The sequence below is a fragment of the Chryseobacterium sp. SORGH_AS_0447 genome (genome assembly GCF_030818695.1).
Classification (GTDB): domain Bacteria; phylum Bacteroidota; class Bacteroidia; order Flavobacteriales; family Weeksellaceae; genus Chryseobacterium.
The window spans coordinates 4,121,789-4,146,730 of record NZ_JAUTAR010000001.1 but is presented as its reverse complement, the minus strand read 5'-3'; the positions used below and the strand labels follow the sequence as shown (position 1 = coordinate 4,146,730).

At 38.8% G+C, this 24,942-nt stretch carries 21 protein-coding genes; 13 read left to right on the top strand and 8 right to left on the bottom strand.

Going from position 1 to position 24,942, the window contains the following annotated elements; all coding sequences use genetic code 11:
* Positions 1 to 222 precede the first annotated feature (222 nt).
* The 4 genes from QE422_RS18850 to QE422_RS18835 are packed head-to-tail and all read right to left on the bottom strand — an operon-like array spanning position 223 to position 2,649.
* Positions 223 to 807: an RsmD family RNA methyltransferase gene (locus QE422_RS18850; RefSeq protein WP_307461759.1), complete on the bottom strand. Its 585-nt coding sequence runs from the start codon at positions 805 to 807 to the stop codon at positions 223 to 225.
* A 60-nt stretch (positions 808 to 867) separates the two neighbouring features.
* Positions 868 to 1,584 carry a DUF3822 family protein gene (locus QE422_RS18845; RefSeq protein ID WP_307461756.1) on the bottom strand — a complete coding sequence of 239 codons (717 nt, stop codon included), beginning with the start codon at positions 1,582 to 1,584 and terminating at the stop codon, positions 868 to 870.
* Between the two features lie 18 nt (positions 1,585 to 1,602).
* Positions 1,603 to 2,097, bottom strand: coding sequence for a Smr/MutS family protein (locus QE422_RS18840; protein WP_307461753.1), 495 nt, complete (start codon positions 2,095 to 2,097; stop codon positions 1,603 to 1,605).
* A gap of 54 nt (positions 2,098 to 2,151) precedes the next feature.
* Positions 2,152 to 2,649 (bottom strand): metallophosphoesterase, encoded by a 498-nt coding sequence (locus tag QE422_RS18835; protein WP_307461750.1) that lies wholly within the window; start codon positions 2,647 to 2,649, stop codon positions 2,152 to 2,154.
* A gap of 86 nt (positions 2,650 to 2,735) precedes the next feature.
* On the opposite strand from QE422_RS18835, the gene QE422_RS18830 reads away from it, so the two are divergent.
* Positions 2,736 to 4,280, top strand: a complete 1,545-nt coding sequence (locus tag QE422_RS18830; RefSeq protein ID WP_307461747.1) for a serine hydrolase — start codon at positions 2,736 to 2,738, stop codon at positions 4,278 to 4,280.
* A gap of 204 nt (positions 4,281 to 4,484) precedes the next feature.
* On the opposite strand, the gene QE422_RS18825 is transcribed toward QE422_RS18830, so the two are convergent.
* A complete protein-coding gene (locus QE422_RS18825) occupies positions 4,485 to 4,961 on the bottom strand; it encodes a histidine phosphatase family protein (protein ID WP_307461745.1) in 477 nt (158 codons plus the stop codon).
* Between the two features lie 229 nt (positions 4,962 to 5,190).
* On the opposite strand from QE422_RS18825, the gene ruvX reads away from it, so the two are divergent.
* The 11 genes from ruvX to QE422_RS18770 all read left to right on the top strand — a co-directional run bounded on the left by ruvX (position 5,191) and on the right by QE422_RS18770 (position 15,501).
* Positions 5,191 to 5,607 (top strand): Holliday junction resolvase RuvX, encoded by a 417-nt coding sequence (gene ruvX, locus QE422_RS18820; protein WP_307461743.1) that lies wholly within the window; start codon positions 5,191 to 5,193, stop codon positions 5,605 to 5,607.
* On the top strand, positions 5,604 to 6,176 hold the full coding sequence (gene def / locus QE422_RS18815) for a peptide deformylase (protein ID WP_307461740.1): 573 nt from the start codon (positions 5,604 to 5,606) through the stop codon (positions 6,174 to 6,176). The genes ruvX and def overlap by 4 nt, the downstream gene beginning before the upstream one ends.
* 98 nt (positions 6,177 to 6,274) lie before the next feature.
* The gene (locus QE422_RS18810) at positions 6,275 to 6,838 is read left to right on the top strand and encodes a DUF5606 domain-containing protein (protein ID WP_307461737.1); all 564 of its coding nucleotides are present in this window, start codon (positions 6,275 to 6,277) and stop codon (positions 6,836 to 6,838) included.
* A 350-nt stretch (positions 6,839 to 7,188) separates the two neighbouring features.
* The gene (locus QE422_RS18805; RefSeq protein WP_307461734.1) at positions 7,189 to 7,839 is read left to right on the top strand and encodes a hypothetical protein; all 651 of its coding nucleotides are present in this window, start codon (positions 7,189 to 7,191) and stop codon (positions 7,837 to 7,839) included.
* A 310-nt stretch (positions 7,840 to 8,149) separates the two neighbouring features.
* Complete coding sequence (locus tag QE422_RS18800; RefSeq protein WP_307461730.1) at positions 8,150 to 9,706, top strand: ATP-dependent endonuclease; 1,557 nt, start codon at positions 8,150 to 8,152, stop codon at positions 9,704 to 9,706.
* Between the two features lie 2 nt (positions 9,707 to 9,708).
* On the top strand, positions 9,709 to 10,644 hold the full coding sequence (locus QE422_RS18795; RefSeq protein WP_307461729.1) for a DNA adenine methylase: 936 nt from the start codon (positions 9,709 to 9,711) through the stop codon (positions 10,642 to 10,644).
* Between the two features lie 657 nt (positions 10,645 to 11,301).
* On the top strand, positions 11,302 to 11,526 hold the full coding sequence (locus QE422_RS18790) for a hypothetical protein (protein ID WP_307461727.1): 225 nt from the start codon (positions 11,302 to 11,304) through the stop codon (positions 11,524 to 11,526).
* Between the two features lie 340 nt (positions 11,527 to 11,866).
* Positions 11,867 to 12,028, top strand: a complete 162-nt coding sequence (locus tag QE422_RS18785) for a hypothetical protein (protein WP_307461725.1) — start codon at positions 11,867 to 11,869, stop codon at positions 12,026 to 12,028.
* Between the two features lie 748 nt (positions 12,029 to 12,776).
* On the top strand, positions 12,777 to 13,544 hold the full coding sequence (gene mazG, locus QE422_RS18780; protein WP_307461722.1) for a nucleoside triphosphate pyrophosphohydrolase: 768 nt from the start codon (positions 12,777 to 12,779) through the stop codon (positions 13,542 to 13,544).
* A complete protein-coding gene (locus QE422_RS18775) occupies positions 13,545 to 14,624 on the top strand; it encodes an FUSC family protein (RefSeq protein WP_307461718.1) in 1,080 nt (359 codons plus the stop codon). It begins immediately after the preceding gene.
* A 4-nt stretch (positions 14,625 to 14,628) separates the two neighbouring features.
* On the top strand, positions 14,629 to 15,501 hold the full coding sequence (locus tag QE422_RS18770; RefSeq protein WP_307461716.1) for a hypothetical protein: 873 nt from the start codon (positions 14,629 to 14,631) through the stop codon (positions 15,499 to 15,501).
* Between the two features lie 522 nt (positions 15,502 to 16,023).
* Here the strand turns inward: QE422_RS18770 and QE422_RS18765 are convergent.
* Positions 16,024 to 19,728, bottom strand: coding sequence for a metallophosphoesterase (locus QE422_RS18765; RefSeq protein WP_307461713.1), 3,705 nt, complete (start codon positions 19,726 to 19,728; stop codon positions 16,024 to 16,026).
* A 38-nt stretch (positions 19,729 to 19,766) separates the two neighbouring features.
* Here QE422_RS18765 and QE422_RS18760 point away from each other — a divergent pair, with 38 nt between their 5' ends.
* A complete protein-coding gene (locus QE422_RS18760) occupies positions 19,767 to 20,939 on the top strand; it encodes a Pycsar system effector family protein (protein ID WP_307461710.1) in 1,173 nt (390 codons plus the stop codon).
* Between the two features lie 59 nt (positions 20,940 to 20,998).
* Here the strand turns inward: QE422_RS18760 and QE422_RS18755 are convergent, their stop codons facing one another.
* A complete protein-coding gene (locus QE422_RS18755; RefSeq protein ID WP_307461706.1) occupies positions 20,999 to 23,299 on the bottom strand; it encodes a GAF domain-containing protein in 2,301 nt (766 codons plus the stop codon).
* A gap of 251 nt (positions 23,300 to 23,550) precedes the next feature.
* Entirely contained in the window at positions 23,551 to 24,936 is a 1,386-nt protein-coding gene (locus QE422_RS18750; RefSeq protein WP_307461703.1) for an NADH-quinone oxidoreductase subunit N, read from the bottom strand.
* Positions 24,937 to 24,942: the final 6 nt, after the last annotated feature.

The following is a 24,942-nucleotide window of genomic DNA, read 5'->3' as shown; positions in this document are numbered from 1 at the left end:
ATGTTTTGAACATTTGCAATAACGGTAAAGAATGATAGTATAAATTTAAGTGATAAATAATATCGTAGTCCTGCCGTATGGGTATAGCTGTAAAACCAGAACTGGTAGTAAAATATTTAAACGTTTTTAAAAAGCCTGTTTCTGTTTCCTGTACTTCTTAAAAGGTAGATATAGACATCAAAAAAATAATCAGGAAAACTTCCTGATTATTCTATTATTCTATTATTCTATGGTTGGAATATCTTCTTTTTCTTCCTTATTCGGCTCAAAAAAACTGAAGCTTACGTTTCCGTATTTCCGGGTATCGATCAGGTTCGGATGGTCAAATTTCATGCGGCTTTGATGCTCAACGACAAGAATGCCGTTTTCTTTTAAATATTTATTGTTCAATACCAGAGAAATGATTTCATGATATTTCTTCTCTTCCATTTCGAAAGGCGCATCGGAAAAAACGATTTCAAAAGATTTTTTATTCCTGAATTTCTTCAGCCAGTCGAATACATCGCCTCTCTGAACATTCACCTGCAGGCTGAATCCCAGCTCTGAAGCCGTAGAATTAAGAAAAGAAGTATGCTTCGGGTTCATTTCTACCGAAGTTATATCCTGGCAGCCTCTTGAAGCAAACTCAAAACTAATGGAGCCGATTCCCGCAAACAAGTCCAGCACAGAGATCGATTGCATATCGTAGGTATTTTCCAAAATGCTGAACAATGCTTCTTTTGCAAAATCCGTGGTCGGCCTTACATCAAAATTTTTCGGAGCCGCTATTTTCTTGGCTTTCCATTTGCCTGAAATGATTCTGTACATAGTTGTTGGGTTATAGGGTATTAAACTGCTAGTGTCTCCACCCGTTAGCAGATTATGAACCTAATTTAAGATAAAATTTTTGTTTGGAATATTATCAAATACAATCTTCATGTTTTTTACGAATTTCTGCAATTCTGAAATGAAGGTTTCATTTTCCGTTGTTTCCCCGTAAGCGAAAAAGTGGGTTTCATTGATCCCGAAACCGATTTTGCTTAACGTAAACATCACAAAATAAAGAAAATCAACCTCTGAATTTACATCCAGGTTATTGTATAAGATAATTTTTTTGTTGTCTATGGCAAAAAACTCACATTGGTTATGATAAAGATTGATGTGGATTTCTTTGCCGTTTTTGTATTGAATGGAATTTAAAAACTTTTCACCCGAGAAATTAAACTGAACCGGCAGCGCCAATTCCTTGATCTTTTTGTAAAAATCTTTCGGGAAAGTATAGTAGAACTGGATCTTAAATTTTTCATTGATGGACAGCATCAGTTCTTCTTTTTCCTTATCCACAGGTGCATTGAAGGCAATCAGGTCGAAGCCGGTTTCATGCTCCGAAAAACCTTCCGGCATCAGCGTAAAATGATTCAGCGCTGAAATGACATGGATTTCATCAAATCTCTGTTTCAGCAGGACGTGATCCAGCGTTTCGGCAATAAAATTTTCCGGAGATTCCTCGTCAACGAAATATGATTTTTCCTCCACAATGCTCTTATTTCTGGCAATCTGGTAGATCAATCCGTCCTTGGTAAAAAGTAAATTGAGTATATTCATAATCTGATTCCTGCAAATTTAGTGAAATTCTACCATTACCGCACCCGATTGATGATGAAGTATTTCCTTGTTGTAAAAATCGATATTCGTCTGGCTTTCTAAAGTATCGTACACCATTCTCTGCAAAACTCCGTCTCCGATGCCGTGTACGATTTCCAGTCTTTTCAGATGATGTTTCCGGCAGAAGTTAATGGTTTCCATCAGCCTTTCCTTCTGAATAAAAAGCCTTTCGAAGCTGTCGTAATCATTTGGGTTTTTAACCAGGTTATGAAAATGAAGATCCAGGATCATCGGGTTTTTCTGATGCCCTTTGGAGGTAACTTTTTTCGGCTCTGCTTTTTTAACGACTTTGATGTTTTCATAAAAATCCGAAATCTTCGGGACCAGCTTCTCTTTCGGGTATTGGTAGGTAAAACCGTATTCGTCTTTAAAAACCACGATATTCCCCTTCACCGAAGTAATTACCCCGCTTAAATCCTCATCCACCACCGAAACTGTATCACCGATTTTCATAATTTTTAATCTTCAGACAATTAACCTTAAACTTTGAATTTTAAATTTTTAATCTCAGAATTTCGTTCCCAATTCAATAACTTCCAGGTCCTTTATCTCCGCACCGTCGATCACAAACCGCATCATGGTCCGCATCTTATGCCAGCCCTGTTTTCCACAGGCTCCGGGATTCAGGTGCAGCAGGTTGTTTTTCTGGTCGAACATCACTTTTAGAATATGCGAATGCCCGGAAATAAACAATTTCGGTGCCTTTTCCGCAATTTCCTGCTTGGCCAGCGGTGTATATTTCCCGGGATAGCCGCCGATGTGGATCATCAGGACTTCCACCTGTTCACACGTAAAACGAGTTACTTCAGGGAACTCAGACCGGATCTTCGCATTGTCAATATTTCCGTAAACGCCTTTCAGCGGTTTAATTTTTTCAAGCTGCTCGATAACCTCCATGCTTCCGAAATCACCACCGTGCCAGATTTCATCGGCCTGGCCGGCATATTCTAAAATTCGGTCGTCGATGTAAGAATGGGAATCGGAAAGGAGCAGGATTTTTGTCATTAAATTTTTTTACCCTGCAAAGTTATGAAGATTTAGTTTTTTATCAGCATCATCCAATATTTATTACATTTGGAAAAATTTTAAAAATGAAGCAGAAACTTTCTTTTTTCCTTCTCCTGCTGACGGTCGGTATGGCTCAGGCTCAGGTGGAAGAGAAAAAACTGGATGAATTAATTCAGAACACCTTAAAGACATTTGACGTTCCGGGAATGTCGGTCGGCGTTATCAAAGACGGAAAAGTAATCTACTCGAAAGGATTCGGAGTACGTTCTTTAACGACCAGGCAGCCGATGGATGAAAATACCCTTGTCGGAATTGCATCCAACTCCAAAGGGTTTACCTGTACTGCGCTGGCGATCTTAGCGGATGAAGGGAAACTGAACTGGGACGATAAAGTTTCGAAATACATTCCGGAATTCCAGATGTACGATCCGTATGTTTCCCAGAATGTTACGATTAAAGATCTGGTAACACACCGGGCAGGATTAGGTCTCGGACAGGGCGATCTGATGTTTTTTCCGGAAGGCGGAAGCTTAACGGTGAATGACATTGTTCATAATGTAAGATACCTGAAGCCGGAAAACCCGTTCAGGACAACGCTGGACTATAACAACATCATGTTTATCGTTGCCGGGGAAGTGATTCACCGCGTGTCGGGGTTAAGCTGGGCCGAGTTTGTAGAGCAAAGGATTATGAAGCCTGTCGGCATGAATTCAAGTTATGGAAGTTACAACAGGGCAAAATCCGTAGGCAATAAAATCGATGCCCACGCTCCGGTGGACGGAAAAGCCATTGCCGTTCCCCACGACTGGAACGAAACGGCCAATGCTGCCGGAGGAATTTTGAGCAACATCAAAGACATGACGCTCTGGGCAGACTGCCTTTTGAATAATTTTACCACAAAAGACGGGAAAAAATTGGTTTCGGATAAAAATGTGCAGCAGCTTTGGAGCTTGCAGATTCCGAGCAGCGTAGCAGCAAAAAATCCTTATGATACCAACTTCTACGGATACGGAATGGGCTGGTTTTTAAGCGACGTGAAAGGTCACAAGCAGGTTCAGCATACAGGCGGGCTGATCGGAACCGTAACGCAGTTTACCCTGATTCCGGATATGAAGCTGGGGATTGTTGTTTTAACCAACCAGCAGTCGGGAGCGGCTTTCAACACCGTTACCAATACCGTGAAAGATTCTTATCTCGGAATTGCCGACCGGAACTGGCTGAAAACCTATGGCGACCGGATGAAGAAGACGGAAGAAATTTTCGATAAGCAGAAGAAGGAAGCGTTTGCAAAATCCGAAGCTTTCAAAAAAGATAAAAACCTTCAACCGAAAGCAGAACAATTTACAGCAACCTACAACGACCGTTGGTTCGGTGATGTTGAAGTTATCCAGCAGGGAAATACGTACCGGATCTCATGTAAAAGATCGCCAAGATTAAAAGGGGAGCTGCTGCCGTATTCCAACAATTCATTTATCATCAGATGGGACGACCGAAGCTACGATGCAGATGCTTATATGATCTTTGATTATGATGAAACCGGAAAAGCACAGTCTGCCCGATTAAAGCCGATCTCCGACGTTACGGATTTCAGTTTTGATTTTGAAGACCTGGATTTAAGAAGAAAATAATTTCGGAATAGATAGTAAAAGAAACGGGCTTCGGTCCGTTTTTTTATTTTCAGCAGTTTATAAAGAAAAAGTAATGAGAGAACTGTAACCAATATCTCCCTTCAGTAGATGCAAAAAATAGGAGATTGTCGTTCTTGACTTTTAAAAGAAGAAACTTCCTGCATCCAGCTTCCCGCCTCCCGCCTGAATGAAGACCCCCTCAGGCTAGATTTTTCCAGGTTCATAGAAGAACAGCAACTTCTTTCGGGCGCCGTCAAATTCAGACCACGAATTGCAGTCGATCTCAAAGCCGGCTACTCCGCAGGTCGGAAAATGGAAAATATCCTGGGAAATGGAATTGGCAAAGTTGGAAATCCCGTTGTTGTGCGAGAAAAAAGCCACCGACTCATGGCTGTCATCCAGATTATAGATAACCGATTCAAAATTGCTTTCCAATGGATTGTAAAGCTTCTCGTTCGTCGTAATGTCGATGTTGTAGGACTGGTTGAATATTCTGCATGTATTCAGTGCACGCACTGCAGGGCTCGAAACAAAGTAATCGATCGCCACATTGTTGTCTTTCATAAATTTAGACATATGCATCGCTTCCTCCAAACCCTTGTCTGCCAATGGTCTGTTGAAGTCGTCGGTTTCTTCCGGCCAGTCACTTTTTGCATGTCTTACGAGGATGAGTTTCTTCATATTCCGTTTTTAGAAAACTAAATTTATAAAAAATTAGTGTAATAAAGTGTGATTTATAAAAAAACACGGCAAAAGAATAAAATTTTCGTATCCAATCCCAATACAGACAGGCATTTCCTGTAATGATGAATTATGTGGGAAGTAACAATGCTTATTCAAAACGGCGCTGCCGGTAATAAAAAACTGCATTTGGAATAAAATCATTAAAATTTACTAAATTTGCAAACCTATGGGACAGATCCTTGCAATTGATTACGGAAAAGCACGTTGTGGCATCGCTGCAACAGATGATATGCAGATTATTGCAAGCGGGCTGGAGACCGTACCGACCCCATCCATCATCCCCTTCCTGAAAAAATATTTCAGCGAAAACCGGGTAGATGATGTGGTAATAGGCCTTCCTGTAGACCTGAAGGGGAATATATCTGAAGTGGAAAAGGATATTTTGAAGTTCATCGGAATTTTTGAGAAAGAATTTCCGGCTGTAAAAGTCCACCGCTTCGATGAAAGGTTTACCTCCAAAATGGCCTCGTTTTTTATCTCCCAAAGCGGGAAAAGCAGGAAACAGAGACAGGAAAAAGGATTAATAGATAAAGTAAGTGCAACCATCATATTGCAGAATTTTTTAGAACAGAGAACAAGATGATTTTACCGATAAGAGCTTTTGGCGATCCTGTGTTAAGAAAAATGGCAAAGGATATTGATCAAGATTATCCTGAGCTTCAGGAGTTGATAGGGAATATGTTCGAGACAATGTACAGTGCCAACGGAATTGGCCTGGCTGCACCGCAGATCGGTCTCGATATCCGTCTTTTTGTGATCGACGTAAGTCCGCTGGCAGAAGACGAAGACTATGAAGATATTAAGGATGAGCTGGCAGAATTCAAGAAAGTATTTATCAATGCCCAGATCCTTGAAGAATCGGGGGAGGAATGGAAATTTAATGAAGGATGCCTTTCGATTCCGGATGTACGCGAGGACGTAAAGAGAAAAGATACCATTGTCATCGAATACTATGACGAAAATTTTGTAAAACATACAGAAACTTTTTCCGATATTAGAGCCCGCGTAATCCAGCATGAGTATGACCACATCGAGGGGATTTTGTTTACCGACCATTTAAGCGCTTTAAAAAAGAAGCTGGTGAAAGGTAAGCTGACAAAAATTACCCAGGGTGACGTAAGCATCGGTTACAAAATGAGATTCCCAAAGTAATCTGAATTAATTAAAATAATAAATAGAAACGCAGAACGTTCTTACACCGAGCCCGTTGAAGTGCAGGAACCGATTGTAGAATTATAAAAAATAAAATTATGCTGTTAGAAAAAATAATTTCAATTTCCGGAAAACCGGGACTTTTCAAGTTAGTATCCCAACTGAAAAACGGATTCATCATTGAGGATGTTACCACCAAAAAGAAAGTAAGTATCGGGAATTCAAGCCAGGTGAGTCTTCTTGATAACATTGCGATGTTTACATTCGATAAAGAAGTTCCTTTGTTTGAAGTTTTTGAAAATATTGCTAAAAATTACGACTATAAAGAAGCTATTCCTCACAAATCAAGTGATGCTGAGTTAAAAGAATTCATGGTGGCTTCTCTTCCGAATTATGATACCGAAAGGGTATATGCTTCCGATATCAAGAAACTGGCCCAGTGGTACAACATCCTTCACAAAGCAGGATACATCACGCCGGAAAGCTTTGTAAAAGCAGAGCCTGAAACCTTAGACGGTGAGCCGGCAACGGAAGAAGTAAACGTAGAAAAAGAAGCGCCTAAAAAAGCAGCTCCAAAAGCTGAAAAGCCTGCAACCCCTAAAGTAAAGGCTACTTCCGCAGCAAAAGCCGCTCCGAAAAGCACACACAGAAAGCAGGGATAATTCCTTAATTTCAATTTAAGATTGGGACCTCATCAGATTTGATGAGGTTTTTTTGTTACTAAATTTTTGAAATAGAAATTTAATATACTATAAATTGTCTGAATAATCTGAATATTAATGTATTGTAATTTTTGCCTTGTACTTTGAAATTTACTTAAATTTTTGAAGTCGTGCCATAAGCTTTAAAGATAATAAGCCGGGAGAAGCAGTTACCACTAGTTTTTTATTCGATGTTGCTGCAGTCTCAGTGGGAACAAATAGACAGTGTAAAATAGTAATAACAATGGTAAAAGATAACTACAAATAATTTTATCACTTTTTTATTATATTTGAAAATAAAAACTATTAACATGGATTGGGAATTTCTGATTTTCACTGTAATACAAATCGTAATTACTCTCGCATTATTCTTCTTAATAAAAAACTACTTTCCATCTTATTTTACGGAAAAGGGTAAGAATGTGGCAACCAAAGAAGACATCGAAGAGATCACTGAAAAAATTAAGACTGTAGAGTCAAAAATCAATATTCGTTCAAGTGGAGAGATCGACTATAATGCTTTAAAACGAAAAATTGTTTTAGATTATTTTGGAGCCTACAATAATTGGGAAAGACTAATATTTCATGCTTATTCAAGTATTGGAGGGGATGACTATAAATCTAAAAATGATAGTTTACTTGAGAGAATAAATGCCGTAAAATTTAATTACAATTTAAAAGAAGGTGAGATTGAAATTTTTATAGGCGAATCAGAATTTTATGAATTACGATCAGAAGTAAGCTTAAAATTAGTTGGAATACAAAATGAATTTGAAAAACACTTCTCCGATGTTGATTTTATAATTAGAGGTGAAGCGAACTTAACGACGCGCCATAATAAGTTAATGCAGTCTAAAAAGGAAATTAACGATTACAGACTCGAAAAACTGAAGGAATTACGCCCTAAGCGAAATTTACTAATCTCTTTCCTCGAAAAAACTTTAAAGGAGTCATTTAATTAAAACTATCCATGAAAAAACTATTATTCACATTTTTACTATTTTCTATATATAAATTCCGTATAAATACGAATTGCCATAAATATGAACAATTTCATATTATTACATTTGTTATTTATGCTATAAATGGAGTAATTTTCCTGAACATACCTGGATATTAGAAAACCAGTTTTTCAATTTACAAGTAATCTAAAAAACTTTTACTTATATTTAGCGCTTATTATTACAAATTTGGGTGTATATCCGGTAATATATGGCGGATATAAATAAGTTATATGCAATCATATTATAAACTAAAAACTAAAAACAAATCATGTTAATTAATAAAATTCAAATTGAAAAATTTAGAGGATTTAAAAATGTAAATTTTGAGCTAGGTGAAAATATTACAATTATAGCTGGTCAAAATGGAACTCAAAAAACTACAATTTTAGGATTATTAAGTCAACCATTTTCAATTACTGATAAAACGAATCCTTTATATAATGAAAAACCACTTTGCGGAGGAAACTATAAATCATCTTTTTCTGAAAAATTTAAATTATCTAAATCATTCGACAAAGCAAAGGATCATGCATGGACATTATTTACGGTGGATGAAGAAAATCCTATTTTTACTATCGAAAGTATTATAAGAGATTCGAAAACGGGAGAAATTAGATTTTGGAAGCGCGGTGATAGATCTAAGGGGTCTGGCTATCTACAATATCCAGTAATATATTTAAGCTTGTCTCGATTATTTCCAATTGGAGAAGATAGTAGCATTTCTGCAAGCTCTAAAATAACATTATCTGATGATGAAGTAAAATTACTTAATGAATGGCATAATAAAATATTAATAACTCCAGATTTAGAAATTGATGAATTCAATTATTTAGAAAGTAAGCAGAAGAATACTATTGGTTTTAGTACAAGCTATTATGATTGGAGTATGAATTCGGCTGGTCAAGATAATCTGGGAAAAATTTTATTATCAATATTATCTTTCAAAAGATTAAAAGAACAATTTCCGCAAGAATATAAAAAAGGTATTTTAGTGATTGATGAGATTGATACAACATTATACCCAGCATCTCAAATTAAATTATTTGAATATTTACGAAAATTTTCTTCTAAATACAAAATTCAAATTATTTTCACGACTCATTCTTTAAATCTTATTGAATTAGCCTGTGAATATCAAAAGGATACAAAATTAAAAGATCAAATTAAAGTTGTATATCTTCAAAAATTAGATGATAATATAAATATAATAGAGAAGCCAACCTTTAATTTCATACAAAATAAATTAAAGGTTACATTAACTGTCAAGCCAAAGGATCTGAAAATAAATGTATTTACTGAAGATAAAGAAGGTGAAATATTTTTAAAGGGTTTGATAAAAAATAGAAAATCTTCCTTAAATTTCTTACAATGTTCTATGGGGTGCTCCAATTACATAGAACTTGTAAGAAAGAAAATACACGGTTTTAATTTTCCACAAAGTATTATCTGTTTAGATGGCGATGTTAGAAATGAACCAAACAATATGCGAGTAATAAAAAATTATAAAAATTTTCTTTTATTACCTGGAAATGAATCTCCAGAAAGAGTATTAGCTGAAATGCTATATGCCGAAAAAGAATCATCAGATATTTGGGATAAATTACATAATGGTTATGATAAGCAATTGTGTTTTCATGAATTTGGAATTAATGATATAAGAACTGATCGAATAAAAGCAAAAAATTGGTTTAATTCTCAGAAGTCATATTGGGGAAGTGGGAATACTTGTAGTAAAATTATTAATTTGTGGATACAAAAAAACAAGGATATATATGATCAGTTTATATTTGATTTTAATAATTTTGTCGAAACATTCAAAAAATAAAATTGGAAGCCAATAAAAAAAAAATGTCATTTTACTCTCCGCTTAGATACCCTGGTGGAAAGAATGGATTATACTTATTTGTATCCAACTTAATTAATGAAAATAAATATTTGGGCAAATCATATGCTGAACCTTACGCAGGAGGATGTGGTCTTGCATTAAAACTGTTATTTGAAGGTGTAGTAAATGAAATTTATTTAAACGATTTCGATAATTCTATTTACTCATTTTGGAATAGTATTTTGAATCAAGCGGATGAATTTTGTAACTGGATTGAGAGCTTAGAAATAACAGTTGATAATTGGCATTATTATAAAAATATACTTAATGATGCACATAACCATAATCCATTTGAAATTGCACAGGCTACATTTTTTTTAAACCGAACAAATGTTTCTGGTGTAATAAAAGGTGGTGTTATAGGAGGGCAAAATCAGAATGGTAAATATAAGATTAATGCCAGATTTAACAAAAGTAAGCTTGTTGAAAAAATTAGACTAATTTATGAAAAACGTAGTAACATTCATTTTTTTAATTTAGATGCAATTGACTTTCTTAATCATATTAAAAGTTTAGATTCTATTTTTATCTATTTAGATCCGCCATATCATCTAAAAGGTTCAGAACTTTATTTAAATTTTTACAAAAATAATGATCACGTTAAATTGTTCGATTACTTAAATAATTTGGATTTGGATTTTATTTTATCTTACGATAATAGTCAATTTATAAAAGATACATATAATAAATTTAAAACTTACTCATTTAATATTTCACAATCAACATCTAATAAAATAGGTGAAGAAATTATTATTTTCTCCGATAATTTGAAATACAAAAAATCTATAAAGATGCTCAATTCGGCCAAAAAAATAAGACAAAAAAAATTGCCAAAACAGAATATTGTGTTAGCGAATGGCATATTAAATGAGAATTGATTTTCTACTTTTTTATTGCAAGAGACTTTTATATTTTCTTTTTAAGAAGTTTTAAAATAAGATAAGGCTATTGTTTAGAATAATACAAGATTGAAAACAACTAATTAGCTTTAGGAGATTGGATCCGGAGGTATTCTGAACAATGATTGCGCCAGAGCTTCCCATCTGTTCAGGAGCTCCTAACAATACCTAGCTCTAAAGAATACAAATTAAAACAAAATCTCAAAAAACGATAGAAATTTTATAACTGAAATACTAAGCTAATATTTTACATTAAACACCAGTTATTACTCCTGAAACCTCAGGAGTTTTTTACTCAATCCCCTCAATCCCCACAAACTTACTTTCCATCACCTTCGTCTCACTTTCATTATAAAACTGCTTCACGGTAGCTTTGATGCTTTCAAATCTCTTACTGAAATCCTTCAGAAGCCTTAGAATGACATAATCCTAATATAAGTCTAAATTTATATTCTGCTTAATCACCCAGCTATTTTTAATTCAAACTAAACTCTAAATATACACTGCCAGGCTCTCGAAGCGTCACATCATCTGTGAAAATCCGTGAGATTCGTTGAAAGTCTCTTTGTAATTCTGATCTACATTCGTACTAAGCCATTTTTTCAATAATTTAATTGTATTTTTCGGAAAAAAAATATGCGAACTCTGGTTTATCCTTTAATTACACTCCTTTTTCTGACAGTATGTGTTTCATGTGGCTCTCAAAAATATAAAGTCACCGATACCCAATTTGCTGATAAAAATTACCTGGAAGGCACCCAGAGTGATCTCAATAAAAATGTTCAGCAATTGGAAAAAAGGCGCGATGCTGATGAAAACAAAATGGATATCCACACGTATGATTTAAATAAGCCTAAGTAGCTCTCTCCGAACTCCGCATTCTTGATGGCTGATCGAAGTCGAAGCCATACTATCATCGATGAAAATCTGCATAATCAGCGGGAGATTTCTTTCGCCGCTCTATTTGGATTCAAATCCAAATCTTTTTATGCGATTCTCTGGTACGATATTGCAATTCTCTGCGGGAATGACAAACGGGTATTGAACTTATGTACTTTGGTTTGAGAAATACTTCTGTACAGAATGATCATTTTTTAACGGGATAAAAAAAATAATAAATAAAATTTTTGATATCAATGTTTTACTAACTTTAGCTGTATAAAAATAATATCATTTTTTAACCAAACCAAATTCTAACATTATGAAAAATTTAAAAACCCTGTCAAGAAAAGAACTGAAATCCATCAAAGGAGCGGAATCTCCAAAATGTCCTCCCTTGAATTATTACTGTCCTGAAGCTGCAGTTTGCGTCCCGATTAACTCGGAATGTTATATTATCGTTCCGGAACCGGTAGAAGGATAAGAATCTTATAAACTGAATTGTACGAAAGTTCTTCCCGACGGAGGAACTTTTAATTTGGATACCGGTCAGTAATTTTTAAAAGCCATTACATCGTTCGTCATTAATACGTTAAAATATACACAGTCCTCTGTGAAAATCCATGCAATCCGTAGGAGATTTTTCACCGCAAAAGACATGGATATTGCATAAATAAAGTTGAATATTTAGCGAAAAATAAGCCCGTAAAAGTTTTTAAATCTTTAATTTTTATACTTTCACGATTCTGAGGAAAGATGATCCAACGGCTGATGCTTCAAAGTCCTTAATAATGCCTTACAAAGATCCTTCGACTCAGGATGACAGAACGCTAATTTAGGTTTGAACTTATATTCTGCTTAATCTACAACTATTTTACTTTAACTCAATTAACCTGTAAATGGGCACTGTCAGGCTGAGGTTCGCGAAGCCTCGCATCCCACGAGAAAATCTGCCATAATCTATGGTTTATAATTTTACACATTAGAAACATGAGATGAAAGAGGAAAGCTTTGAAAACATTTCAGAACCCATGAGTTTTAAAAATCTCTGATTTTTTTCTGAAGTGCTCTAAAATATTTTCAGCCTATCTAAAAATTCTCTATGTGACTCATGTGTTAAAATTAAACGCAGTCATCCGTGAAAATCTGTGGAAATCCGCGGGAGATTTGTAAGCTCAAAAGAATCAAACAGAATATTTGCCGTAAATTTGTAAGACTTGAATTCTCAATTTATGAATACCAAACAGGAAAAACTGGAAGCTTTCGGACGGTTGCTTGATATTATGGATGATCTGCGGGAGAAATGCCCGTGGGACCAAAAGCAGACCCTCGAATCATTGCGCCATCTGACGCTGGAAGAAACCTACGAACTTTCGGATGCGATTTTGCAGAACGATCTTCAGGAGATTAAAAAAGAACTGGGCGATGTCTTGCTGCACCTGGTGTTTTACGCAAAAATCGGTTCGGAAAAAGAAAGTTTTGATATCGCCGATGTCATCAATTCCCTAAACGAAAAACTGATTTTCCGCCATCCTCATATTTATGGGGATACCGAAGTGAAAGATGAAGAAGAAGTAAAGCAGAACTGGGAAAAGCTGAAGCTGAAAGAAGGCAACAAATCCATTCTGGGCGGTGTTCCGAAAAGTCTGCCAAGCATGGTAAAAGCCTACCGGATCCAGGACAAGGTGAAGGGAATCGGATTCGAATTCCATGATGCGGAAGATGCGTGGAAAAAAGTGGATGAAGAAATCCGCGAGTTTCATGAAGAAACCGATTTGGATAAGAAAGAGCAGGAATTGGGAGATGTATTTTTCTCGCTCATCAACTATGCCAGAATCTCAGGGATCAATCCGGATTCTGCGCTGGAAAGAACTAACCTGAAATTCATTTCGAGATTTCAGAAAATGGAAACTATAGCACTGGAGCAGGAAGTTAACCTGGCGGATCTCTCGCTGGAAGAAATGGATGTTCTCTGGGAACAGGCTAAACGCACACTTTAAATGAAAGTTCAGAATCCGATACACCACCGGTTCCAGTATCTGCTGGAATTCAAGCAGACGGAGCGGAAATGGCATTTTCCGTTTCTTGCCGCCCTATGCATAGGCAGCTGCCTGTTCATTGGCTATTTCCTGGGAAAACCGAACTATGGCGCACTTTCCAGTTTGGGAGCTTTAACAATCCTGTACTTTACCTCGGCTCCGATTACGCAGCGGATGATCCACCTGACAATCTGTGCTTTCGGGATTGTATTTTCATTTACCGCAAGCTCTTTTTTTGGATTTAATATTTATTTTGCGGCATTATCCGTAGCCATCGTTTCGTTCCTGGCTCATTTCATTTCTTCGTATTTTAAAATTCCGCCTCCGGGAAACTTTTTCTTCATTATGGTAGCGGCTATGGCAAGCACTTACAAGTTTGATTTGGAGCTGATTCCGTTGAGGGTAGGGTTGGTGGCGATGGGAGCCATTTTATCATGCTCTTTTGCATTCCTGTATTCGGTTTTTGTCGAAAAGAGTGAAGTGGTGACGGTTCCGCGGAGGACTTTTAACAAAAGAAGATATACCAAATTTGTTGAAAGTACGATCATCGGAATTTTCATGGCCCTCACGCTGATCATCGGTCACCTTTTGGACTTTAAAAATACCTACTGGATCTCTATTGCTACGGTTGCTATCATTCAGGGACGGAACTTTGAGCATGTACGCCAGCGGAACATGCACCGGATTCTCGGGACTTTTATCGGCATTGGCCTCGTATGGCTCATTCTTTTATTCAATCCCGAAAAAATAACCATGATCATTATTATCACGGTTTTGCAGTTTATTATCGAATTGCTGGTTGTACGGAATTACGGTCTGGCGGTGGTTTTTATTACCCCTTTGACGATTCTCCTGGCAGAAACCGCGAGCGATGTTCATCATAATGTGGAACACCTGATGCAGGCCAGGCTGCTGGATACCATTATCGGAAGCTTACTCGGTCTTGCGGCAGGATTTTTTCTGCACCATCAGCAGATTATTAATAACTTAGAGAAGAATATCCGGTTTTCTTATTTTCAGTTTAAAAAATTAAAAAAATAAAAATATGTTGCGTGTTGTTATTTTGTCAGCATTCCTGCTTTGGAGCTGCAATCCGAAGGCTCAGGACTCTCCTAAAACAGATGAACTGAAGGTGGAATTTTCCCTGCCTAAAAAGTTGAAGGAAGTTTCCGGAATGGCAATGTCCAAAGATAAGAACACCATCTGGGCTATTGAAGACCAGGGAAACAAAAATGTAGTCTATGGTCTCGATCTGCAGGGGAGCCTGATCGCCGATGTCTTGGTAGAAAATGCAGACAACCACGATTGGGAAGACATTACTTCCGATCCGCAAGGCCATCTGTACATCGGGGATTTCGGGAATAACGAGAACGACCGTCAGGATTTATCGATTTTAAAAATTGATCTTCAAAACACGGCACAAAAGTCGACCCAGGTAATACAGACTACGAAATTCCACTATGAAGGGCAGACGGAATTCCCTCCTAAAAAATCAAACTGGTTGTATGACTGTGAAGCGTTTGTAGAAATGGACGGCAGCTTTTATTTATTTACCAAAAACCGCAGCAAAGGCTTCGACGGAACGTTCCTGGTTTTCCGGGTTCCCAATAGAGAAGGCGATTTTGAAGCTCAATTAATAGGCCGGCTGAAACTTCACGGAAATTACAGTGATGCCGCGATTACTTCTGCTACCATCAACAGCACGAAAGATAAGATTGTTTTATTGAACCATAAAAATATCAACATCCTGACTGGTTTTGCTCCCAACGATTTCAGCAAAACAGAAATCCGGACCGTATCACTGAATCATAATTCGCAGAAAGAAGCCATCACCTTCCTGAATGATACCGCTTTGCTGATCGCCGATGAAAAGGATAAAAAAACGGGAGGAAATGTCTACCGGTTCAATCTGAAGTAAAATCCAACTGATGATTTTAGTTGCGGAAGTTTTTTAACGCAAAGATGAATTTTTATACCGTTGATTTCAAAAAGCAAAAGCAAATAAATTTGTTTCGCGAAGCTGCCGTATAGCTTCATCAATCAGCTTGCTGATTCTCTCCTTGCCCCTTAAAATATTCATCCGGAAAGTAAAAACTTTGCGTTGACGGATAATCACGCAGATATTGCAGATTGCGCAGATTTTTGTTGCGAAGGTTCTTTAACGCAAAGATGAATTTCATACCGTTGATTTTAGAAGGCGAAGGCAAATAAATTTGCTTCGTGAAGCTGCCGTATAGCTTCATCAATCAGCTGGCTGATCCCTCTTTGCCACCTTAAAATATTCCTCCGGAAAGTAAAAACTTTGCGTTGATGGATAATCACGCAGATATTGCAGATTGCGCAGATTTTTGTTCGCAGGAATTTTAAGACTCTGTCAAAATATAATTTTGCTTATTGCTTATTACCCATTACTCATTACCGATTATTCATTACCCATAATTTAAAACGCAAGTCCGACCCCGCCTGAAATTCTTCCGCCGTCTTCCCCGGTGAAATAATCGATCCTTGCGGAAAACATTTCGAGAATGTTGAGCCAGAATCCCGCACCCACGCCCTGATGCCATTTATCGGAGGATTCACGGTCCATCCAGACCCTTCCCAGATCATAACCGATCAGGACACCCATATTGGCCGGCGCAATGCTGTTTCTGATGCGTCCGAAATCCCATCGCAGTTCCGTATTGTTCACCACATAGGATTTTCCGGCAAACCTTTCGTTACGGTAAGCACGCATCTTGTTGTTCCCGCCGATGGCTGCTGCCTGGTAAAATTCAAAATTATTATTGTTAATGATCATGGCATTGGCAGAATTAGCGAGGACAAATTTTCCGCGCTTATCAATCCGGTGGAAGATATTTAATGTTCCCTGGAAGGTAGCAAAGTTTTGGTTGAATTCCGATAGGTTAGCCTTCCAGCCTGCATTCAAAGCAAATTCCAAGCCGAGGGTAGGGAAGGCGGTATTATCCAGATTTCTGAAACCAAAGGTATAATTGGCACCGGCAAACTGCTGTCCGTTGAATACTTCAGGACGTACATCAGGCGAAACGGCAATAAAACGGTCGTCGTTTCTCTGTACTTCAGCATGTTCAAAATTGAGCTGGAACTGGTGTTTCAGCCCGTGCCAGCTGGTGGTTGAAACCGAAGGTGCAAATTTAATCTGTGAAATCCTAACCCGGTTATAATCTCTGTCTACTGCATCTTTATCATAAATGGTCTCATTGCCCAACCCAAAGAAGGTCCGTGCAAAGTATGGGGTGGTAAACGAGGCATCGATGCCTGCATCCCAGCCTCCGATGGCCTTTTTAAAGATTCCTTTATAACCGACGTTAAAGCCTCCGGTAGCAGTATACATATTGGCTCTCAGGCTGTGTTTTTGCGTATATGGATCGCGGATGAAATTGTTTACCGTATAGTTGGCAACAACCCCTAAAATCACGCCGTCGTCCGGATTGAAGTTGGCATTCGGATAGCCTGCAAAGAAATTGTATTTCGGATGCTTATAATCGTATGTATTGACATTGTAATCATCAGAGATATGCTTTGAGGCACCTTTGGTATTGTACGTATTTTTCTGGGATTTAAAATCGTAAATTTTAACCTTACTGCCGTCCGAGATATTGTAAGTATCATGATTATACCCTCCGATCAGACGGATATTCGTTTTCGGCCTGCCGTCACCGGAAACTTCGTAGATGTCGTCATCTTCAAGCCCGTAGATCCAGAGTTCCTTTGTTTTGGAATCGTCGTAGGTCTTTTCGAAAACCAATTCGGGATTTTCCTTGTTTTTATCTAATTTAAACTGTTTTACATTAACGGAATTCCCGGTTTTTGTGATCACGAATTTATCAGGATGTACGGTTCCGGCCAGCGGTACTTTTTTCTGCAGGACCTGATAGTACTGCGAAGCATAATTTTCCAGTTTCGTCTTTCTGCTTTTCAGCTTTCTCTGAATGTCGGTAATGGTTTCATCCTGTACTTCTTTCGGCAGATTGGTAAAAGCTGCGTCAATATCCTGATCCGTCAGATGCTCCTGAATGTATTTTGCCTGGGCAATCCAGTCTTCTTCAGTGGCTCCTTTCAGAAAAACGAGATCCAGCGGGTAAGGCTCCATGGAGAACCATTTTATGTTTTTGATATCGTCTTTAAAGGTTTTCATGTGGCGTATGGCCGGGATATTCATAATGACCTTAAAGGCTGCGCCGTCATAATTGCTGAAAGCCTGATCCCGGTCTCTCGGAATCGGTTTGTAGACCACTTTATCGCCGTCTTTGTATTCCGCCCATTTCCATTGGTCGGCATGGCGGTCCCAGTCGCCGATCAGCATATCGAAAATCCGTGCGCGGATGTACATTTCCTGATCGACGGAATATTTGTAGCTTTTATTAAAATTTTTCAGGACATCATTCGTTGAGACGATATCGTCTGCATGATCCAGTGAAGCCAGGGTTTTCGGGTCGGATGAAAAACGTTCTTCGATCATGTACATTTCATCACCATAATGCTGATTGTATGCTCCCAAAGCTTTCTGCTTCGGAATATAAAACAACCTCGGATTACTGTGGTAAAGGTCGATTTTATCGGCCATATTTCCTACAGCAAACGGAGTGAAAGGATGGTTGGTTGTATAAAAATCGAGAAGGAACCTTTCGGGAAAGGTATTGTCCAGCTCGTTTCCAAAGGTACTTTTCCTGAAGGCCATATTGTTGAGGAAGCGGACGGCACTTTTCTTAACACCCCGCATTACAAATTCCTGCCCGTCCTTTGCTTTCAGCCTTAAGCTGTTCGACTGGTTCCCGCCGCCTTCCCTGAAGGGGGTATAACCGCCGTCCAGCGTTGAAATATCGGCTGTAGGAGCTTCAACAGGCATCGCGTAATATTTCCTGTAATGCTTGCCCCAGAGCCAGGTGTAGAAATTCCCTTTCTTTGTTAATCGTTCCGGGTAAATGGAGGAGGACACAGCCGAAGGAAAGGTATCGGGATAATTGTTCACGAATTCTTTCGGCTTTTCAGTTACCTGAATATGGGAGAGACTTTCTGCCGTATTGTTTTTCGTGGAAAAAAATTCCACATCGGAACTCTGGTCTTTCCGGAGGTTTAAAACGGCAAAACCGCTTCCTCCGTAAGAAAAATCGGTATCTTCTTTAATGGAAGCCGGGTCGACCTTGGAGCCGGCACCGCTAACGATCTGCCGGATGTTACGGCTTTTATGATATTGTAGATTATGATCATGTCCGGAAACAAAAATAACGTTATCCTTATCCTGCACGATACTTCTGATGCGGCCTGCCAGATCCGCATAATGCCGGTTGTTGATATCTTCCGGGCTGGCTCCTGAAGCGCTTCTCACAACATTGATGAGGCTTGCCACACCGGGAGCCGGTATTTTGCTTTTTAAAGGATAAAGGTTCGATTTTGCAGAAGTGTATCCGGCATGGGTTCCGCTGCTGATCACCGGGTGGTGCAGGGCAACGATGATCCTTTTATCCTGGTTTTTATTGATTAAATCCTTGAATTCTGTAAAAAGGTCTTCGCGGGTTTTGATATCGCAGTCTTTGTTGATGCCCGGGTATTTGTCCCAGTTCAGCAATGCCCATTCGGAATCGATCACAATCAGTTTGATGTCTTTGGTCAGGCTGATATCATCGATCGGACATGAATTTTTCGGCAAAAAGGCTTTCTTATCGTTTAGATAATTTTTTACAAAATTTTCCTGCGCCTTTATCCCTTCAAGCCCGCTGTACCAGTCATGATTTCCCGGGATTACCAGGGTGCGGCCTTTGAAGTTTTTTGTTAAAGCTAACTGATCTTCCAGCTTTTTTTTCGCAATTTCATAATTTTTGTCGGATTTCGCCGGCATTCCTTTCGGATAAATATTGTCGCCAAGAAAGATCAGCATCGAATTCGTGTCTGCTGTTTCGAGCTGGTTTTTCAGTAAATCAAGGGTCTGCTGTGCCTGGGGTTCGTCGGCATTTCCTGCATCACCTACCAGAAAAAGCTTGAAATCGTTGCCGGCCAGTAGGTCGGAGCGCTGTACTTCAGATACGTTTTTGCCCTTTTTTACGTTATATGTTGCGCAGGAATAGAGCACTCCGGCAGACAGTACTAACCTGAGAGCAACAGAAGTATTTTTTAGATGCGTTTTCAAGTATAAATTCATAAATTTACATTAATAAAATTTCGGTGATGCATATTTTACACAAAGCCAAAGATTATGTTGAAGCCTTATTCAAAGATAAACTATCTTCGGTATATTTTTATCATAATTTCATACATACTACATTCACGGTAAATAAAGCTGAGGAAATTCTGCGAAATACGGAGGTTTCAGAGAAAGATCAGGAAAAAGTCCTGCTGGCGCTGTGGTTTCATGATACTGGATACATAGAATGTGCCAAAGAGCATGAGGAAGCAGGCGTAAAAATTGCAAGAAGCTTTCTCGAGCAGGAAGGCTATCCGGAAAATGATATCGATGAGGTTTCGCGGTTGATTTTGGCAACCAAAATTACCTATCAGCCGCAGAACTTACTGGAAAAAATTGTAAAAGATGCCGACTGCAGCCATTTTGCCAGCCATGATTACAATGAAATTTCCGATACGCTGAGAAAAGAGTGGGAACTGACGAATGTCCGATGTTACTCCAACGACGAATGGAATTCAGGAAACCTGGATATGCTTAAAAACAAGCATAAATTCTATACCGATTATGCCAAAAAGAACTGGCAGCCTCTGAAAGAAAAGAACATCAAAAAAATAGAGAAAAAGCTGGATAAGGATGACGGCAAGAAAGAAGCATCCGAAAGCAAGAAGGACAAAGAAAAAGAGCCGAAGTCCGACCGCAGCGTAGATACGCTGTTCCGGGTAACTCTGGGCAACCACACGAGACTGAGTGATATTGCAGACAGTAAGGCAAACATTCTTTTGTCCGTTAATGCCATTATTATTTCCGTCTGCCTTTCCGTATTGGTTCCGAAGCTGGATGCACCACGAAATTCACACCTGATTATTCCGAGCTTTATTTTATTGGTATCAAGTGTTCTTACAATTATTTTTGCGATTTTATCCACAAAGCCGAACGTTACCAAAGTGCGGTTTACGGCACAGGACGTAACCGACAGAAAAGTCAATCTTTTATTCTTCGGAAATTTCAACCGGATGATTTTCGACGATTACCAGAATGCGATGCATATTCTCATCAAAGACCGGGATTATATCTATGATTCTATGGTGAAAGACCTTTATTATTTAGGGAAAGTACTGGACAGGAAATACAGGTTGCTGTCGATCACTTACCAGATCTTTATGGCCGGAATTATTATTTCCGTACTGTCATTCGGATATGCTTTTTTAAGTCTTTAGAGGCAAAGTAAAACAGAAGATAAGAAATATCAGCTCATTCAGTAATTTGGATGAGTTTTTTATGCTAAAGAAACCCTCAATCCCAGGAGCCCGGTAATACCCTGAAGGTCTTCTACCTTAAAAAACTCCGTGTCGTTCTGAAGAATTCCTTTTTTCTGAAGCCTGCTGATGTAATCCAGATATTCCCGTTGGTTTTCCATACCAAAATACACCACGGTGATTTTTCCGGGACAGGTAATCCGGTCTTCGGAATCTTTTATATGCGCTTTGTCCAGGCGTTTTTTGATGATTTCGTAATACGAATTATAAGCACCGTCTACATCAAAACGTTTTTCATCCATTCTGAAGCGGATGTCTATTTTTTCGTTGTAAACAAAAATCAGGGAAGCGATCTCAAGATGAATGGGAAGATCCTTTCTGAAGTTCCGGAATTCGAGTTCCATATTGCAGATGGTCTTTAGCTGCCAGTATCTCAGCTTATGGACTACTTTAAAATGGTAATTCAGATCGGGAGCAATGGTCTGTCCTGTATACAGATTATGTTCAACGCCGTCGGACTTGAATCTTTCGTAATAATGCGGGAAGATCTGCTGGGCCTTGATTTGGGCTTCATCCAGTACATCCGCCAGCTTTCGGTTGACCAGGGTAATGGAATCGTCCAGGCTTTTTCTTTTTGCGTAGAAAAGCCCGTTCTGCACAAAAACCTGGGTGAAATAATCTTTGATTTTGGCCTTTACTTCACTGGATGATTTTATTTCAAGCTTGCCCTGAAGAAAAGGGTGGATCTCGTCCCGCAGCAATCTCTGGAATCGCTGCTCGGTATCTGCCTTTATTTCATGGTTCAGTTCGTTTTCAAAAATGTCAAGGGCCAGGATGTATTTCTCTGAGTCCGAATTGATCAGAGCAAAAATTTCCTGGAGGCAATGGATCTGCTGGTTAAGATCTTCAAGCATCAGGTAGTACCTTTTCTCCGAAGAAGACCGGATGTCGGAAAAGCCGAAAAGCGGTGTAAGATTTTTAAAGGCTATCTGTTTTAAGGTATAGATCTTTTTGGCCAGCGAGGCGTTGAAATACCGTTCCGCTTCATTCCTGAATTTCCAGACCACACTGTCATGGATGGTGGTGTATTCCCTCTGGATAATTGCTTCGATCTGATAGTTCTTCTCAAAGCTGAACCGATTGAGCGAGAACAGGATCATATCCGTAAAAAATTCCATTTTTTTCAGTTTCAGTCCGTTGAAGCTGTTCGGAATAGGGGAGGTAAATTCCATCATGGCGATCAGCGCGCCGTCTTTCATAATCGGAATTACCATAAAGCTGTTAATCTCGTTGTCTCTCAGGATCCTGAATGAGGGCAGCGATTTGATCTCATCGTCCAGGTTTTCGATATTGGAAACCACAATCGGCCTGGAATTATGATTCAGATTGGTAAATGTATTTTTCCGGATTTCTTCATCAAAGGTATTGATCCAGAAATCCAAGATGTGGTTGGTAAAGACGTTTTCATAGATCGGGAGCTTTTCCAGCCGTTGGTCTTTTTCATTGAAGAGCATGAGCCCGAAGCTCAGCTGGGCAACATCGAAATAAGATTTGAAAATTTCCCTGAGGTTTTCGTCCGGCTTCAGGTTTTCGGGATCGATCTGGATCATGCTGGACTTAAGGTCTGACAAGGCTACTTCAGAAGTGCAGTCGACCAGAGAAACGATTGAAAAGCCTGTTAAAACCCAGGATTTGGAAGGGAAATATTTCTTCCAGAGCTTGAAATCATCCAGGTTTTCGAGAAGCATATCGATTACTTCCTCCGAAGGGATTCGGGCGCCTTCCGTAGGATAGACTTCCGTAAAATCGGCATTCACCGAAATTTTATAATGCTTCATGATTCCCTGCCTGTTGGGAATGTCATAGTATAGCGGGAGGGTGCTTTTAATGTCTCTTTTAAAATAACTTTGTAAGATCAGGCAGCAACAGAATACGTAAAACTCATCATCGTCGATATTCCGAAGCTCTATTTCAAAGTCTTTTCCGGCATCTTTCAGTATCGCCTTAAATCTTTCGGTATAGTTGAAAGTAATGTTGGAAAGGGGAATACCGGCTGCTTTTATTTCGTTATTGGTTAGACCTGTAGGAAAGAGGTCTGCCAGAAGAAGCCGGATGAGGTCTTCATTTTTTTCAAGCAAGCGGGTATCCTCGAACCCGTCCCTCAGTTCGCGGAAGTTTTTTGTTTTTTCAATCAGGGATTCAGCATAATTGACGCGGTACTCCAGGCGGTCGTTGTACCGGATATGTTCCAATACATCCAAATATTTTTTGAATGAAATATAAACCTGAAAGGGAGTGTCTTTTTTATAGAGGTCCGACAAAGCTGAAATTTAAAGTAAAGGTATGAAAAAACTATGATTGGTAGGACGAATCCGGAGCTTTGAATAAGAGTTTTAGCTTAAAAAAAGTCCCAATAAAGTTTTCAGGCTCATGCACAACGTTGAAGTAAAACGTATTTATTTAAACTAAGCTTTTATTGTATTCGAAATCTTTTTCTGTCTTTCGGATTTGTAAGAAAAAAAGCACAACCCTGAAGGCTGTGCTTTTATATGGTGAGGATTTATAAAATATTTTATAATCCGAACTGTCTTGCAAATAGATCCGGGAACACACCCAATACAATAATCGAAGCAATAACAAATACCGCTACAATATTATAAGTAAGGGTTACCTTTTCAGAAGATTTGAATGAGCTTTCTTTAAAGAAGAACATGGAAATGATCAGTCTTAAATAATAAGCAATAGAAAGGGCGGAGCCTAATACCGCGACCAATACCAGGAATACCCCGTGATTGGAGTTCATTGCCTGGGAAAACAAGGCAAATTTACCCATGAAACCGGCTGTTAAAGGAATCCCTGCCATGGAAAGCATGGAAATTGCTGCTGCCGTTGCAAGCAGAGGTTCTGTTTTTGCCAATCCTTTGAAAGCTCCGAAAGATGTTTCTCTTTTCAGTTTTTCAACATAGATCAGGCACATGAAAACCCCTACGGTTGATAAAGCATAAGCAAACAGGTAGAATGCCAGGTTATAAGTGGAAAGGCTCGTCATTCCGAAGAATACCAATCCGATGTATCCCGCGTGGGAAACCGAAGAGTAAGCCAGCATTCTTTTGGCGTTGGTCTGGGCAAGACCCATTACATTCGCCAATAGTAAAGTAATGATCAGGAATACCCCGAAAACGTTGATCCATTCTGCCGTTACTCCTCCAAATCCGATAGTCATCAGTCTGAACAGGGCAAAAAATCCTGAGATCTTCACCACACTTGCCATAAAGGCTGTGATCAGTGAAGGTGCTCCGTAATATACGTCAGGGCTCCACATGTGGAAAGGTGCCAATGCTACTTTAAATGCCAGAGCACATAGAATAAGCAACACCCCAAGAATAAACATCACATCTTTAGGATTCGAAACTCCGAAATCCTGGATTTTATATAAATCGAAACTTCCTGTACTTCCGTAGATGAATGCAATACCAAACAGTAAGAAACCTGTCGCAAATGCACCCATTAAGAAATATTTAATCGAAGCTTCGTTAGATCTCAGATCCGTTTTGTTGGCTCCGGCCATTACATATAAAGGAATCGAAAGAATTTCCACTCCCAGGAACAGCGTTACCAGGTTTTGGTATCCGAAAAGGATGATCCCACCGCAAAGAGCAAAAAGCATCAAAGCGTACAGTTCCGATTGGTGGCTTCTGTGGTTGCTGAAGGCAAACCCTCCCAAAAAGAACAACAATAAAGTCGTTACGATTGATATTTTAGTGAACAGCGCCGTATTTTCGGTATAGTCATACATATGCCTGTACTGTCCGAAGAACGAAAGTTCCGGCATAAAACTTACCCATAATGCGATGATTAATCCCAAAATCCCAATGTATCTTGCGAATTTCCCTTGTTCAAAAACTCCTGAAAATAACGCAACAACTGCCGTTAGGAAAACAATAATTAAAACACTCATTTTTTA